Below are 14,252 nucleotides of genomic sequence, written 5' to 3'. Positions count from 1 at the left end.
GGCGGAGCCCCCGGCATCAGCGGCGCCCCCTCGGCAGGCCGAGCAGACGCTCGGCGATGATGTCGCGCTGGATCTCGTTCGTGCCCGCGTAGAGGGGACCGGCGAGTGCGAAGACGTACCGCTCCGCCCAGTCGGTGTCCGCCATCTCACCCTCCGGGCCGAGGAGGTCGAGGGCCGTCTCGTGCAGCGCGAGGTCCAGCTCGGACCAGAAGACCTTGTTGAGGCTCGACTCCGGGCCGACCGCCTCGCCGTCCAGGAAACGGGAGGCCGCCTCGTACGTGAAGAGCTGGTAGGCCCGCGCGCCGATCAGGGCGTCGGCCACCCGGTCCCGCGCGGTTACCGGAGCACCCCGCTCCTGCCACAGCCCGTCCAGGTGCCGCGCGGCGGCGAGGAAACGGCCGGGGGAGCGGAGCATCAGCCCGCGTTCGTTGCCCGCCGTCGACATCGCGATCCGCCATCCCTGGCCGGGTGCGCCGATCACGTCCTCGTCGGGCACGAAGACCTCGTCCAGGAAAAGCTCCGCGAAGGCCGGCTTGCCGTCGAGACGGGCGATCGGGCGGACCGTGACACCGGGGGCGCGCAGGCCGAACATGAGATACGTCAGGCCCTGGTGGGGTTTCGGGGCCTCGGGGTCGCTGCGGAACAGGCCGAACGCGCGGTCGGCGAACGCGGCACGCGAGGACCAGGTCTTCTGGCCGCTCAGCAACCAGCCCCCGTCCGTGCGCACGGCCTTCGCCCGCAGCGACGCCAGGTCGGATCCGGCCTCGGGCTCCGACCAGGCCTGCGCCCAGATCACCTCGCCGGAGGCCATCGAGGGCAGCACCCGGGCCCGCTGCTCCTCGGTGCCGTGGCCGAGGAGGGTCGGGGCGAGCAGCTGGATGCCGTTCTGGCTGACCCGCCCCGGGGCGCCCGCCGCGTAGTACTCCTCCTCGAAGAGCAGCCACCGCAGCAGACCGGAGTCCCGTCCGCCGTACGCCGACGGCCAGTTGACCACCGACCAGCGGTCCGCGGCCAGCTCTGCCTCCCAGGCGCGGTGCGCGGCGAAACCCTCCGCCGTCTCCAGCGAGGGCAGCGGCTCGCGCGGCACACGCGCGCGCAGCCACTCCCGCGCCTCGGTGCGGAACTCCTCGTCCGCCGGGGAAAACGCGAGGTCCACGACCACCCTCCTTCCCTAACAAGTGTTTGGTAGGTTAGCGTGAGCCCATGACAGACGTCGAGAGCCCGACGTACGTGCCCGGTCACGGCCTGCTGACGGGCCGGACTGCCGTCGTCACCGCGGCGGCCGGCGCGGGGATCGGCGGGGCGACGGCGCGGCGCCTCCTGGAGGAGGGCGCACGCGTGCTGATCAGCGACGCGCACGTAAGGCGGCTCAAGGAGCACGAGGCGGAGCTGGCCGCCGAGTTCGGCCAGGCGTCGGTCGCCGCCGTGCCGTGCGACGTCACCGACGAGACACAGGTGTGCGCGCTCTTCGAGACGGCCGTGCGGGAGCACGGGCGCCTCGACGTCGTGGTCAACAACGCCGGTCTCGGCGGCACGGTTCAGCTCGTCGACATGACCGACGACCAGTGGTCCCGCGTTCTGGACGTGACGCTGAACGGCACGTTCCGGTGCGTGCGGGCCGCCCTCCGCCATATGAAGGAGAGCCAGGGCGGCGTGATCGTCAACAACGCCTCCGTCGTCGGCTGGCGCGCCCAGGCCGGGCAGGCCCACTACGCCGCCGCCAAGGCCGGCGTGATGGCGCTGACCCGCTGCGCGGCGGTCGAGGCGGCCGGCTACGGGGTCCGGGTCAACGCCGTGGCGCCCAGCCTCGCCCTGCATCCGCACCTGGTGAAGGTCACCACGCCCGAACTGCTCGCCGAGCTGACCGCACGCGAGGCCTACGGGCGGTACGCCGAGCCCTGGGAGGTGGCCAACGTGATCGTGTTCCTGGCCTCCGGCTACTCCTCGTACATGACGGGCGAAGTGGTCTCCGTCAGCAGCCGGCATGCCTAGGACGACAATGGACCCGTGCCTCCTACGAAGAAGAAGCCCCAGGTGACCGCAGCGCCCGCCCGTCGTAGCGAACTCCTCGGCACCGCCGCCGAGGTCTTCGCCGAGCAGGGCTACAACGCCACCACCGTCCGCAAGATCGCGGACCACGCGGGCATGCTCGCGGGCAGCCTCTACTACCACTTCGACTCCAAGGAGTCGATGCTGGAGGAGATCCTGCGCACCTTCCTCGACGAGCTCTGGGACGGCTACGACGCCGTCCTGGACGCCGGGCACGGTCCGCGCGAGACGCTCGAGGCCCTGGTCACGGAGTCGTTCCGGGAGATCGACCGGCACCGCCCGGCCGTCGCGATCTACCAGAAGGAGAGCAAGCAGCTCGTGGCGCAGGAGCGGTTCGCGTTCCTCGCCGAGTCACAGCGCCGATTCGAGAAGGCGTGGCTGTCCACCCTGGAGCGCGGTGTCGCCGAGCGGTCCTTCCGGGCCGACCTCGACGTCCGGCTCACCTACCGGTTCGTGCGCGACACGGTGTGGGTCGCCGCGTCCTGGTACCGCCCGGGCGGACAGCACAGCCCGGAGGAGATCGCCCGGCAGTACCTGTCGATGGTGCTGGACGGGATCGCCGTACGCGAATAGCCCTGAGGGGTCCTTTCACTGCGAGGGAGTTGTCATGGCCGAGGCCTACATCGTCGAAGCGGTGCGGACGCCTGTCGGGCGGCGCGGGGGAGGACTGAGCGCGGTCCATCCGGCCGACCTCGGCGCGCATGCCCTCAAGGAGCTGATGAGCCGCTCGGGCGTCGACCCGGCCGCCGTGGAGGACGTCGTCCTCGGCTGTCTGGACACCGTGGGCCCGCAGGCCGGGGACATCGCGCGGACCTGCTGGCTGGCGGCCGGACTGCCCGAGGAGGTGCCGGGCGTCACCGTCGACCGGCAGTGCGGCTCCTCGCAGCAGGCCGTGCACTTCGCGGCACAGGCCGTGCTGTCCGGCACCCAGGACCTGGTGGTCGCCGGCGGTGTGCAGAACATGTCGATGATCCCCATCGCCTTCGCCACCCGGCAGGCCGCCGAACCCCTGGGGCTGACCCAGGGGCCGTTCGCCGGCAGCGCGGGCTGGCGGGCACGGTACGGGGACAAGCCCGTGAACCAGTTCGTCGGCGCCGAGATGATCGCCGCGAAGTGGGGGATCAGCCGGCGCGACCAGGAGGAGTTCGCGCTGCGGTCCCATCAGCGGGCGGCCCGGGCGATCGACGAGGGCCGCTTCGACCGCGAGACCGTGCCGTACGGGGACGTCACGGCCGACGAGGGCCCCCGCCGGGACACCTCCCTGGAGAAGATGGCCGGGCTCAAACCGGTCCTCGACGGCGGCACGATCACCGCCGCCTGCTCCTCGCAGGTCTCCGACGGGGCGGCGGCGATGCTGCTGGCCTCCGAGCAGGCGGTGCGCGACCACGGGCTCACCCCACGCGCACGCGTGCATCATCTCTCGGTGCGCGGCGAGGACCCGATCCGGATGCTCACCGCCCCGATCCCGGCCACCGCGTATGCCCTGAAGAAGACCGGCATGGCCATCGACGACATCGACCTCGTCGAGATCAACGAGGCCTTCGCCCCGGTCGTCCTGGCCTGGCTGAAGGAGACCGGCGCGGACCCGGACAAGGTCAACGTCAACGGCGGTGCCATCGCCCTGGGCCATCCGCTGGGTGCCACGGGCGTGAAGCTGATGACCACCCTGCTGCACGAACTGGAGCGCACCGGCGGCCGGTTCGGCCTGCAGACCATGTGCGAGGGCGGCGGACAGGCCAATGTGACGATCATCGAGAGGCTGTGAGCCGTCACCTGGGAGCGGTAAGCCGTCGGCAGGTGACCTCGGCCTCCTTCACGATCCGCTCCACCAGTTCCGCGCAGGACGGCAGGTCGTCGATCACCCCGGCGACCTGCCCGGACGCCATCACCCCCAGATCCGTACGGCCGTCCACCATGGATGCCCTGAGCAGCATCGGGGTGTTCGCGGCCAGCAGGACCTGGCCCCAGGTCAGGTCCTTGCCGTGCCGGAGCGCCCGGCCGTCCCGGAGCATCCGGCGCCAGCTCGTGCCGGACAGCTTCCGGTAGCCCGCCGCCCTGCGGACCGCCTGGAGGGCACCCCGCACCCGGCCCGAACGCTCCAGCGCGTCGACCAGCTCCGTCCTCAGCATGCGGTGCGGCAGTCCGTCCACGGCCCTGGTGAGCGTCACATCCCTTACGGTCGCCGCCAGATACCGCGCCTTCACCGCGTCCGGCACGGTCGAGTCCGAGGTGAGCAGGAACCGCGTGCCCATCGCCACGCCGGCCGCACCGTAGGCGAGGGCCGCCACCAGTCCGCGTCCGTCGAAGAACCCGCCCGCCGCGACGACCGGTATGCCCACGGCGTCGACCACCTGCGGCAGCAGCACCGTCGTCGCCACCTCGCCCGTGTGCCCGCCGCCCTCCGTGCCCTGCACGAGCACCGCGTCCGCGCCCCACGCCGCGACCTTCTCGGCGTGCCGCCGCGCCCCCACCGTCGGCATGACGACCACACCGGCCTCCTTGAGCTCGCCGATCAGCTCCCGGGAGGGGGCCAGGGCGAAGGAGGCGACCGGGACGCCCTCGTCGATCAGGATCCGGACCCGGTCCCCGGCGTCCGCCGCGTCGGCGCGCAGGTTCACCCCGAACGGCGCGTCGGTACGGGCCCGGACCTCCCGCACCGCCCCGCGCAGCTGGTCGAGCGTCATCGTCGCGGAGGCCAGGATGCCCAGGGCGCCCGCGTTCGCCGTGGCACCGACCAGGCGCGGGCCCGCCACCCAGCCCATCCCGGTCTGCACGATCGGATGCCGGACACCGGTCAGCCGGGTCAGCGCCGTCTCCATCACGAGGCGACCTCCCGGGCGCGGGCGCCGGCCGGGTCGACGACCTCACGGATCAGCCGCAGCTCCTCGGCGGTCGGTTCACGCGTCGGCGGCACCTCGTCCGGGACGGTCAGCTCGAAGCCCGTCGCCTCCCTGACCTGCTCCACCGTGACACCCGGGTGCAGCGAGGCCAGCCGCATCGAGCGGTCGGAGGTGGCGAAGTCGAAGACGCCCAGGTCGGAGACGACCCGTGGGATGCGGTGGTGCCGCGCACCGGCCGCACGGTCGTACCCGACGCCGCAGACCATGTCGACCCGCTCGACGAAGATCCGCCGGGAGTGCCTCGGGATCCAGTAACTCGTCGGGTTGTTGAGCGTGTTGACCGGTGCGCCGCGCACCCCGAGCAGCTGCCGCTTCGGCCGCTCCCAGTCGCCGATGCAGGAGATGTTCTGGTTGCCGAACCGGTCGATCTGGCTCGCGCCCATCATCACGTGCCGCCGCCCGCCGGTGACCCAGGCCAGGTGCTGCCGGTACGGCAGCCAGCCCTCCGCCGTCCCGTCCGGGCGGACGAGCGTCGCCTCGCCGTCGGTCAGCAGCAGGTCGGGCGCGAAGGTGAGCCGGGCGAGCCGGGCGCCGACGGAGGGGATCAGCCCCATGGGACTGGCGAGCACCTCGCCGTCGCCCCGCCAGGCCTCGGCGCAGGCGATCACGCAGTACTCGGCCCGGGTGGGCCCCGCCATGGCCCGGGTGGGCTCCGTCACGGCCCGGGTGGGCTCCGCCATGGCACGGGTGGGCTCCGTCATGTTCCCTCCTCCACGGCCGACCGGTACGCCCGCTCGTCGCCGGCGAGGAACCGGGCCGCGAACTCCGGCCAGGGAGTGGTCGCGTAGGTCTTCTGGAAGGCCTCGTCCCGGCCGTAGTCGGGCGCGCAGGACGTGAAGTGCGCCCCGTTCGGAGCCTCGACGACACCGGTCACCGTGTGCCGTTTGACCAGCAGGGTCTGCGGTGCCGCCGCCTTCGTCAGCTCGGCCGTGTCGACGATCCGTTCGCAGCTCATGTACGCCGTGTCGGCCGCCTCGCAGAACAGGTCGTCGAAGTAGGGGTCGGGGCCCAGGTACTGGCCGTTGCCCAGCCGGTCGGCGCGGCTCATGTGCACCAGGGCCGCGTCGAGCCGCAGGGCGGGCATCGCGACGAACGTCTCTCCGTCCTCGTACGGCGAAGTGACCGTCCGCAGGCCCGGGTTGACCCGCATCACGTCCGAACCGAGCCCGGCCCGCACCGGCAGGAACGGCATCCGGTTCGCCGCCGCGCGCAGCCCCCACATGAACATCGCCTCGTCGATCTCCGTCAGTTCGAAGGCGCCCCGCTCGCGGGCCGCGCGGTAGTGCGGCTCCAGGGGGATCGAGTCGAGGGTGACGAAGGCCGCGACCAGCTTCCGGATCCGCCCGGCTGCGGCCAGCATGCCCACGTCCGGGCCGCCGTACGAGACGACGGTGAGATCGGTGATCCCGGACCGGAGCACCGCTCTCACCAGGGCCATCGGCTTGCGGCGCGAGCCCCAGCCGCCGATGCCGAGGGTCATGCCGCTGTGCAGCCGGGAGACGGCCTCGTCGGCGGTCATCGTCTTGTCGCTCACGGTGTCCCGTCCTTCCCGGCGCTTCCGAAGGCGCCGCGCACCTGCGCACCCACACCACTGAGGCCCGCCTCGAAGGTGAAGCCCTGCTCGAAGCGGTAGCTGCGGCGCACGTCGACGGGGTCGATGCCGTTGATGGCGGCCTTGGCCAGGCGCAGCAGCTGCCCGTCCTTCGCGGCGATCTCGCGTGCCAACTCCATCGCGGCGGCCGTCAGTTCCTCGCGCGGCACGACCCGCCACACCGATCCGTGCGCGTGCAGCTCGGCCGCGCTCGCCGTGCGGGAGGTGTAGTACAGGGCGCGCATCAGGTGCTGAGGGACCAGCCGGGCCAGATGTGTGGCCGCGCCCAGGGCGCCCCGGTCCAGCTCGGGGAGCCCGAACACCGCGTCCTCGCTCGCCACGATCGCGTCCGCGTTCCCCACCAGGCCGATGCCGCCGCCCAGACAGAAGCCCCGCACCGCCGCCACGACGGGCACCGCGCAGTCGTACACCGCCGCGAAGGCCTCCGCACAGGCGTGGTTGACGCCGATCAGCGCGCTGTTCCCGTCCCGCTGTATCTCCTTGATGTCCACGCCCGCGTTGAACCCGCGCCCCTCGGCCGCCAGCACCACGCACCGGACCTCCGGGTCGCGTCCGGCCGCCCGCACCGCGTCGGCCAGCGCGAACCAGCCGGCCACCGGCAGGGCGTTCACCGGCGGGAAGTCGACCGTGACAACGGCTATGGCTTTTTCCCCTTCGAGGCCTTTTTCCGGGAACGAGGTGGAGACACCCATGGCCGCATCAGCTACCTTTCCACCAAACGTTTGTTAGGTGGAAAGGTAGCAGCGAATGGAGCTGGACGGGAAGGTCGCCGTCGTCACGGGCGGCACCCGGGGCGTCGGTGCGGGCATCGCGCGCGCCTTGGCACGGGCGGGTGCGAAGGTCGTGGTCTGCGCCCGCCGGGCCCCTGAAGCACCGCGGCCCGGGACCGAGTTCGTGCCGCTGGACGTCCGTGACCCCGAGGCGGTCCGCCGCGTCCTCGCCGGCCTGCCCCGGATGGACGTCCTGGTCAACAACGCGGGCGGCGCACCGCACCGGTTGCTCACCGCGGCCGACGCCGAGCGGCACGCGCGCGTGGTGGAGCTCAACCTGGTGGCTCCGCTGACCGTGTCCCTCGCCGCGTACGAGCACCTGCGGCGCACCAAGGGCTCGATCGTCATGATCGGCAGTGTCAGCGGGGGCCGCCCCTCGCCCGGCACCGCCGCCTACGGTGCCGCCAAGGCGGGCCTGGAGAGCCTCGCCCGCTCGATGGCCGTGGAGTGGGCGCCCGACATCCGGGTCAACACCCTCGTCGTCGGCATGGTCCGCACCGAGCTGTCCCACCTCCACTACGGCGACCGGGACGGCATCGCCGCCGTCTCCGACACCGTCCCGCTCGGCCGTCTCGCCGAGCCGTCCGACGTCGGCGCGGCCGCGGTGTTCCTCGCCTCCGACGCGGCCGCCTACATCAGCGGGGCGAGCCTGCTCGTCCACGGGGGCGGGGAGCGCCCCGCCTTCCTGGACGCCGCGACCGCGAACAAGGAGCTGTGAGATGAGCGCACACCGCGACGGACGGGTCGTCGTCGTCACCGGCGGCGGGCGGGGGCTCGGCCGCGCCCACGCCCTCGCGTTCGCCGCCGAGGGCGCCCGGCTCGTCGTCAACGACCTCGGCGTCGGCCTCGACGGCACGCCCGGAGCCGACGGCACACCCGGCCCCGGCAGTCCGGCCGCCCGGGTCGCCGAGGAGATCCGCGCGGCGGGCGGCGAGGCCGTGCCGCACGCCGGTGACATCGCCACGACCGAGGGCGCCGCCTCGCTGATCCGGACCGCCATCGAGACGTACGGCCGGCTCGACACGCTCGTCAACAACGCGGGCTTCCTGCGCGACCGGATGCTGGTCAACCTCGACGAGGACGACTTCGACGCCGTCGTACGCGTCCATCTCAAGGGCCACTTCCTGCCCCTGCGGCACGCCGCCGCGCACTGGCGGGCCGAGACCAAGGCGGGCCGCCGGCCCGAGGCCCGCATCGTCAACACCAGCAGCGGCGCCGGTCTGCTGGGCTCGGTCGGACAGGGCAACTACAGCGCCGCGAAGGCCGGGATCGTCGCCCTGACGCTGGTGGCCGCGGCCGAACTGCGCCGCTACGGCGTCCAGGTCAACGCGATCGCCCCCGCCGCCCGGACCCGGATGACGGAGCGCACCTTCGCCGACACCATGGCGGCACCCGGCTCGGGCTTCGACACGATGGCCCCGGAGAACGTCTCACCCCTGGTCGTCTGGCTCGGCTCGGCCGCGAGCACCGGGGTGACGGGCCGGGTCTTCGAGGCGGAGGGCGGCCGGATCACGGTGATGGAGGGGTGGCGGCCGGGGCCGAGCACGGACAAGGGGGAGCGGTGGAGCCCGGCGGAGGCGGGGGAGACGGCACGCAAGCTGCTGGCGGAGGCGGTGGAGCCGGGGGCTGTCTACGGGGCGTAAGGGGACGCGAGGGCGCCTCTTGCTCGACTGCTTCGGTCCTGGCGAGAGTTCCTCTCGTCCAACCGATTCGGGCGGCGGGTGGGCACAGGCCGGGGGTCTGGGGGCGGAGCCCCCAGCACACACCCGCACACCCGCACACCCACGCACCACCCGCGCAAGACCTACGTGTCGCACTCCAGCACACTCCGGCACAACGCACACCGCGCCCGGACCCGCCCCCGCACCGGCACCCGAATCCGCTGATGACAGGTAGGGCACGGAAACGACACCCGCAACCGCCCACCCCCATCGGGAGAGAACTGGTACCGCACACCCGGCTGCGGCGGCGCCCCCGCCGGGGCATGCCGCCGGTCCCGGGCGTACCGCCGCCGCCCCGCCCACCCCGCCGCAGTCAGCGGCGGCTGCTGCTCATCACGCCGGGCCAGCTCCATCCCCTTCACATACGCCGTGTACGCCTGAGCGCTGGTGAACCACACCGACGGGTCCTCCCCGAAGACCAGCGCCCGCTTGGCCAGCACATACCCGAACTCCTCCGGCGTCAGATAGCCCAGCTTCTGCGACGACGCCCCGTCCTCCCGGAAAGCGTCCAGCAGCAGCCAGCCCGCGCCCAGATACGTCGTCGCCGTGTCCGTCAGGATCTCGTTGTCCCGGACGCCCGGGAAGGACAGGTCGAGGCGGTGCAGATACACATGCATCACCTCATGGGCGAGCGCCGCCCCGATGTCCCGCCGATGCGTACGGAACCGGTCGTTCAGCTCCACGAAGTACTCCGGCCCGGCCGCGAGCTCGACGTTCGCCGCGTGCCGCATCTCCCGGAAGCTCACGATCAGCCGGGCGTCCGGAAGCCGGTAGTGCCGCACCAGCTCGTGCGCCACCCGCTGCGCCCCCAGATACAGGTCGTCCGTGTCGCAGAACGCCACATCGGCCGGGACCACGCTGGACTCGAACGTCTGGATCGTGTCGTACGACAGGCGCTTGTACAACGCCGTGATGGCGGCCCGCACCGTCTCCAGATGCGGGTAGCCGTGCTCGACCGGCCCGTCGTTCGCCACGCCTCACCCCCAAGACGCCCCTGAACCCGGTTCCACTGTACGAAAGTGTGACGGCCACGGGGCCGCGCCGCCGCCGCGAAAACCGGTCGTCCCGCCCGGACCCCGCTGGCAGAATCCGGGCCGTGACCAGCGAACAGCGCACCGTGGCCGCCGAGCTCCGGGTGGGCGGCCAGGACGACGACCTCGAAGAGCGGCTCGACGAGGAGCTGACCGCCTTCAACACCGCCGCCGCCGACGGCGCCGTCACCGAGCCCCTCTCCGTCCGCGTCACGGACGAGACCGGCGGGCTGATCGGCGGCCTCACCGCCTGGACCTGGGGCAGCCTGTGCTCCGTGGACATGCTGTGGGTGCGGGAGGACCAGCGGCACGCCGGCTGGGGCGGCCGGCTGATGCGCGCGGCGGAGGCCGAGGCGGCCCGGCGCGGCTGCACGGACATGATCGTCTCCACGTACAGCTTCCAGGCGCCCGGCTTCTACCCGCGGCTCGGCTACCGGGAACGGGCCCGGATCCAGGGCGTGCCGGGCGGCCACGAGGACGTCTACTTCCACAAGCGGCTCAGCGCGGCCGAGGTGTGAGACGACGTGCGGCGGCCCGGCCTCCTCCCCGTAGGCTGACGCCCCATGACCACCAGCAACACCGGTACCGGTGACGTCGACGCCGCCGTCCGCGAGGAGCTCTCCCGGCTGCGCGACAGCATCGACAACATCGACGCGGCCGTCGTCCACATGCTCGCCGAGCGCTTCAAGTGCACCCAGCAGGTCGGCCACCTCAAGGCCAGGCACCAGCTGCCGCCCGCCGACCCGGCCCGTGAGTCCCGCCAGATCGACCGGCTGCGCACGCTCGCCGAGAACGCCAAACTGGACCCTGCCTTCGCCGAGAAGTTCCTGAACTTCATCGTCGCCGAGGTCATCCGCCACCACGAGCGCATCGCCGACGAGACCCTCAACGGCTCCGCGCCCGGCGGCAACTGACCCCCGACCGCCGCTCCCAGGGGAGTGACACGGCGCCCCGCGCGGGGCATGCTGCGCTGTGCACAGCATGTCAGCTGACGAGCACTGCGCGTCAGTGTCCCGGACTTACTCTGGTCCTCCACGAGGGAGGGGCGTCGGGCCATGCCGTCGGATACCAGGATCCTCATCGTCGACGACCACGAGGACACGCTCTACGCACTGGAAAGCGCCCTGGCCCCGCTGGGCTATCTGCTCGGCCGGGCCACCAGCGGCGACGAGGCGCTCAAGCAGGTGCTCCGCGGCCAGGTCGGCCTGCTGCTGCTCGACGTGCGCATGCCCGGCGTCAGCGGCCTCGAGGTGGTGCGCTACATGCGACGCGTCGAACAGACCCAGCACATCCCCGTGATCCTGCTCACCGGCTTCGGCGCCGACCACGAACTGACCACCGCCGCCTTCCGCCTCGGCGTCGCCGACCTCGTCCTGAAGCCCGTGGACCCCTGGGCCCTGCGCACCAAGGTCCGCTACCTCTACGACGCCCAGCAGCGGCACCTCGCCCTGGAGCGGGAAGTGCGCCGGCTGCGCGCCCTCGTACGGGAGCACACCGAGGCCGTCGCGCACCCCGCGCGCCCCGCCCTGCCGCATCCCGACGCGCGCGTACCGACCCAGCGACCCGTCGGGGCGCACGCCGGGGAGCTCGAAAAAGACCGCACCTAGACCGGACATTGGGCACGTACCGATCCGCCTCTGTGCCTTGCCAGTGCCATCAGGCAGCATGTCACGCATGTCCGTACTGACGCGCGACGAAGCGCAGACCCGAGCAGAGCTCCTCGACGTGCACCGCTACACGATCGAACTCGACCTGACCACCGGCGACGAGACCTTCGACTCCCGCACCCTGATCAGGTTCAGCGCCCGCTCCGACGGAGACAGCTTCGTCGAGGTCAGGCCGGACGAGCTGCGCTCCGTCACCCTCGACGGACACCCCCTGGACCCGGAAGCCCTCGACGGCAACCGGCTCCCGCTGCGGAACCTCACCGCCGGCGAGCACGAACTGCGCGTGCACGCGCTCATGCGCTACTCCCGCACCGGCGAGGGCATGCACCGCTTCACCGACCCCACCGACGGCGAGACATACGTCTACACCCAGCTGTTCATGGAGGACGTCCAGCGCGTCTTCGCCGCCTTCGACCAGCCCGACCTCAAGGCCGTCTTCGAACTGTCCGTCCAGGCCCCCGAGGGCTGGACCGTCCTTGCCAACGGCATCACCGAACAGACCGACGGCGTCTGGAAGGCCGCACCCACGCCGCTGATCTCCACCTACCTCGTCGCCGTCGCCGCCGGCCCCTGGCACTCCGTGCGCACCGAGCACCGCGGCCTGCCCTTCGGCCTGCACTGCCGCCGCTCCCTCGCCCCCTACCTGGACGCCGACGCCGACGAACTCTTCGACGTCACGCGCGCGTGCTACGACCGGTACCACGAGAAGTTCGACGAGCCCTACCCCTTCGACTCCTACGACCAGGCCTTCGTCCCCGAGTTCAACGCGGGCGCCATGGAGAACCCCGGCCTGGTCACCTTCCGCGACGAGTTCGTCTACCGCTCCGCCGTCACCGACACCGAGCGGCAGACCCGCGCCATGGTCATCGCCCACGAGATGGCCCACATGTGGTTCGGCGACCTCGTCACCCTCAAGTGGTGGGACGACATCTGGCTGAACGAGTCCTTCGCCGAGTACATGGGCTACCAGACCCTCACCGAGGCCACCCGCTTCACCGACACCTGGACCGACTTCGGCGTCACCCGCAAGTCCTGGGGCTACGACGCCGACCAGCGCCCCTCCACCCACCCCGTGGCCCCCGAGGCCGTCGAGGACACCGCCTCGGCGCTGCTCAACTTCGACGGCATCTCCTACGCCAAGGGCGCGAGCGCGCTGCGGCAGCTGGTCGCCTGGCTCGGCGACAAGGACTTCCTCGCCGGCATCAACACCCACTTCGCCCGGCACAAGTTCGGCAACGCCACCCTCGCCGACTTCATCGACTCCCTCGCCGCCGCCACCGAACGCGACGTCCACGCCTGGGCCGACGCCTGGCTGCGCACCACCGGCGTCGACACCCTCGCCCCCCAGATCGCCCCCGGCGAGAACGGTACCTGCGCCCTCACCGTCGACCAGGCCGGCAGCCGCCCGCACCACATCGCCGTCGGCCTGTACGACCGGGACCTCGGCGACGACGGCGGGCACCTCGTCCTGCGCGAACGCCTCCACCTGGACCTGCCGCGCAACGACGCCCACCCCATCGGCAAGCGCCCGGCCCTGCTCCTCCTCAACGACGGCGACCTGACCTACGCCAAGGTCCGCTTCGACCCCGAGTCCTTCGAGACGATCCGCAAGGAACTGTCCGGCCTGCCCGAACCGCTCACCCGAGCGGTCGTCTGGAACGCCCTGCGCGACGCCGTCCGCGACGGCGAACTCGCCCCCGCCGCCTACCTGGAGACCGCCAGGGCGCACCTCCCGCTGGAGACGGACCTCGCCGTCGTCCAGGGCGTACTCGCCTTCGCGTCCACGTACATCACCGACCACTACCTCACGCCCGAGGAGCGGCCCGCCGCGCTCGCCACCCTCTCCGACCTGTGCCGCGACCTCATCCGCCGCACCGAGGACGGCGACAACCCCGGCCTGCGCCTGATCGCCGTACGCCACCGCATCGACGTCGCGGCCCACCCCGACACCATCGCCGCCTGGCTCGCCGACGGCACCGTCCCCGGCGGCCCGGAGCTCGACCCCGAGCTGCGCTGGCGCGTCCTCGCCCGGCTCGCCGTCCTCGGCGCCACCGACGAGGCCGCCATCGCCGCCGAGCTGGAACGCGACCCGAGCGCCACAGGACAGGAGGGCGCCGCCCGCTGCGGGGCCGCGCTGCCCGACCCGGAGGCCAAGGCCCGCGCCTGGCAGGCGATGTTCGGCTCCGACGACCTGTCCAACTACCTCTTCACCGCCACCGCCGCGGGCTTCTGGCAGCCCGAGCAGGCCGATCTGGTCCGGGCGTACGTGCCGCGCTACTACCCCGACGCGGTGGCCGTCGCCGACCGCCGCGGCCCCGCCATCGCCACGGCCGTCGGCCGCTCGGCCTTCCCCGCCCACGCGGTCGACGCGGAGCACCTCCGCCTCGGCGAGGAGTGCCTGCGCGACGCCGGGCCGATCCCGGCGCTGCGCCGCAAGCTCGTCGACCAACTGGACGACCTGGCACGGGCGTTGCGGGTGCGGCAGGGCCGGCGGTCGTAGGG

General features: G+C 72.4%; 15 protein-coding genes. 9 read left to right on the top strand and 6 right to left on the bottom strand.

Going from position 1 to position 14,252, the window contains the following annotated elements; translation table 11 throughout:
• Positions 1-16: 16 nt before the first annotated feature.
• Positions 17-1,156: an acyl-CoA dehydrogenase family protein gene (locus ACFT32_RS39935; RefSeq protein ID WP_382498974.1), complete on the bottom strand. Its 1,140-nt coding sequence runs from the start codon at positions 1,154-1,156 to the stop codon at positions 17-19.
• A gap of 47 nt (positions 1,157-1,203) precedes the next feature.
• Between ACFT32_RS39935 and ACFT32_RS39930 the strand changes: the two genes are divergently transcribed.
• The 3 genes from ACFT32_RS39930 to ACFT32_RS39920 are packed head-to-tail and all read left to right on the top strand — an operon-like array spanning position 1,204 to position 3,814.
• Positions 1,204-1,992, top strand: coding sequence for an SDR family oxidoreductase (locus tag ACFT32_RS39930; RefSeq protein WP_382498973.1), 789 nt, complete (start codon positions 1,204-1,206; stop codon positions 1,990-1,992).
• Between the two features lie 15 nt (positions 1,993-2,007).
• A complete protein-coding gene (locus ACFT32_RS39925) occupies positions 2,008-2,622 on the top strand; it encodes a TetR/AcrR family transcriptional regulator (RefSeq protein WP_382498972.1) in 615 nt (204 codons plus the stop codon).
• A gap of 34 nt (positions 2,623-2,656) precedes the next feature.
• Positions 2,657-3,814 carry an acetyl-CoA C-acetyltransferase gene (locus tag ACFT32_RS39920; protein ID WP_382498969.1) on the top strand — a complete coding sequence of 386 codons (1,158 nt, stop codon included), beginning with the start codon at positions 2,657-2,659 and terminating at the stop codon, positions 3,812-3,814.
• Positions 3,815-3,818: 4 nt separating this feature from the next.
• Here ACFT32_RS39920 and ACFT32_RS39915 read toward each other — a convergent pair whose 3' ends face one another.
• From ACFT32_RS39915 to ACFT32_RS39900, 4 genes are read right to left on the bottom strand one after another with little or no spacing between them, the layout of a single operon-like run.
• Positions 3,819-4,868 carry an NAD(P)H-dependent flavin oxidoreductase gene (locus ACFT32_RS39915; protein WP_382498967.1) on the bottom strand — a complete coding sequence of 350 codons (1,050 nt, stop codon included), beginning with the start codon at positions 4,866-4,868 and terminating at the stop codon, positions 3,819-3,821.
• On the bottom strand, positions 4,868-5,587 hold the full coding sequence (locus ACFT32_RS39910) for a CoA-transferase subunit beta (RefSeq protein WP_382499190.1): 720 nt from the start codon (positions 5,585-5,587) through the stop codon (positions 4,868-4,870). Before ACFT32_RS39910 ends, ACFT32_RS39915 begins: the two co-directional genes overlap by 1 nt.
• 59 nt (positions 5,588-5,646) lie before the next feature.
• Positions 5,647-6,483, bottom strand: coding sequence for a CoA transferase subunit A (locus ACFT32_RS39905; RefSeq protein ID WP_382498966.1), 837 nt, complete (start codon positions 6,481-6,483; stop codon positions 5,647-5,649).
• Positions 6,480-7,253: an enoyl-CoA hydratase family protein gene (locus tag ACFT32_RS39900; RefSeq protein WP_382498964.1), complete on the bottom strand. Its 774-nt coding sequence runs from the start codon at positions 7,251-7,253 to the stop codon at positions 6,480-6,482. Before ACFT32_RS39900 ends, ACFT32_RS39905 begins: the two co-directional genes overlap by 4 nt.
• A gap of 55 nt (positions 7,254-7,308) precedes the next feature.
• Here ACFT32_RS39900 and ACFT32_RS39895 point away from each other — a divergent pair, with 55 nt between their 5' ends.
• Together ACFT32_RS39895 and ACFT32_RS39890 are read left to right on the top strand one after the other, a co-directional pair.
• Entirely contained in the window at positions 7,309-8,049 is a 741-nt protein-coding gene (locus tag ACFT32_RS39895; protein ID WP_382498963.1) for an SDR family oxidoreductase, read from the top strand.
• Position 8,050: 1 nt separating this feature from the next.
• Complete coding sequence (locus tag ACFT32_RS39890; RefSeq protein ID WP_382498961.1) at positions 8,051-8,974, top strand: SDR family oxidoreductase; 924 nt, start codon at positions 8,051-8,053, stop codon at positions 8,972-8,974.
• 161 nt (positions 8,975-9,135) lie between these two features.
• Here the strand turns inward: ACFT32_RS39890 and ACFT32_RS39885 are convergent, their stop codons facing one another.
• A complete protein-coding gene (locus ACFT32_RS39885) occupies positions 9,136-10,026 on the bottom strand; it encodes a hypothetical protein (RefSeq protein WP_382498959.1) in 891 nt (296 codons plus the stop codon).
• Between the two features lie 122 nt (positions 10,027-10,148).
• Here ACFT32_RS39885 and ACFT32_RS39880 point away from each other — a divergent pair, with 122 nt between their 5' ends.
• The 4 genes from ACFT32_RS39880 (at position 10,149) to pepN (ending at position 14,250) form a co-directional block, all read left to right on the top strand.
• Positions 10,149-10,601 carry a GNAT family N-acetyltransferase gene (locus ACFT32_RS39880; protein WP_382498957.1) on the top strand — a complete coding sequence of 151 codons (453 nt, stop codon included), beginning with the start codon at positions 10,149-10,151 and terminating at the stop codon, positions 10,599-10,601.
• A 45-nt stretch (positions 10,602-10,646) separates the two neighbouring features.
• Positions 10,647-10,997, top strand: coding sequence for a chorismate mutase (locus tag ACFT32_RS39875; protein WP_382498955.1), 351 nt, complete (start codon positions 10,647-10,649; stop codon positions 10,995-10,997).
• 141 nt (positions 10,998-11,138) lie between these two features.
• Entirely contained in the window at positions 11,139-11,690 is a 552-nt protein-coding gene (locus tag ACFT32_RS39870; protein WP_382498952.1) for a two-component system response regulator, read from the top strand.
• A gap of 67 nt (positions 11,691-11,757) precedes the next feature.
• Positions 11,758-14,250 (top strand): aminopeptidase N, encoded by a 2,493-nt coding sequence (gene pepN / locus ACFT32_RS39865; RefSeq protein WP_382498950.1) that lies wholly within the window; start codon positions 11,758-11,760, stop codon positions 14,248-14,250.
• The last annotated feature ends 2 nt before the right edge of the window (positions 14,251-14,252 follow it).

The organism is Streptomyces sp. NPDC057002, from assembly GCF_042673825.1.
Classification (GTDB): Bacteria; Actinomycetota; Actinomycetes; order Streptomycetales; family Streptomycetaceae; genus Streptomyces.
The sequence above is the reverse complement of the archived record's forward strand: the minus strand, read 5'-3'. Positions and strand labels throughout refer to the sequence as shown.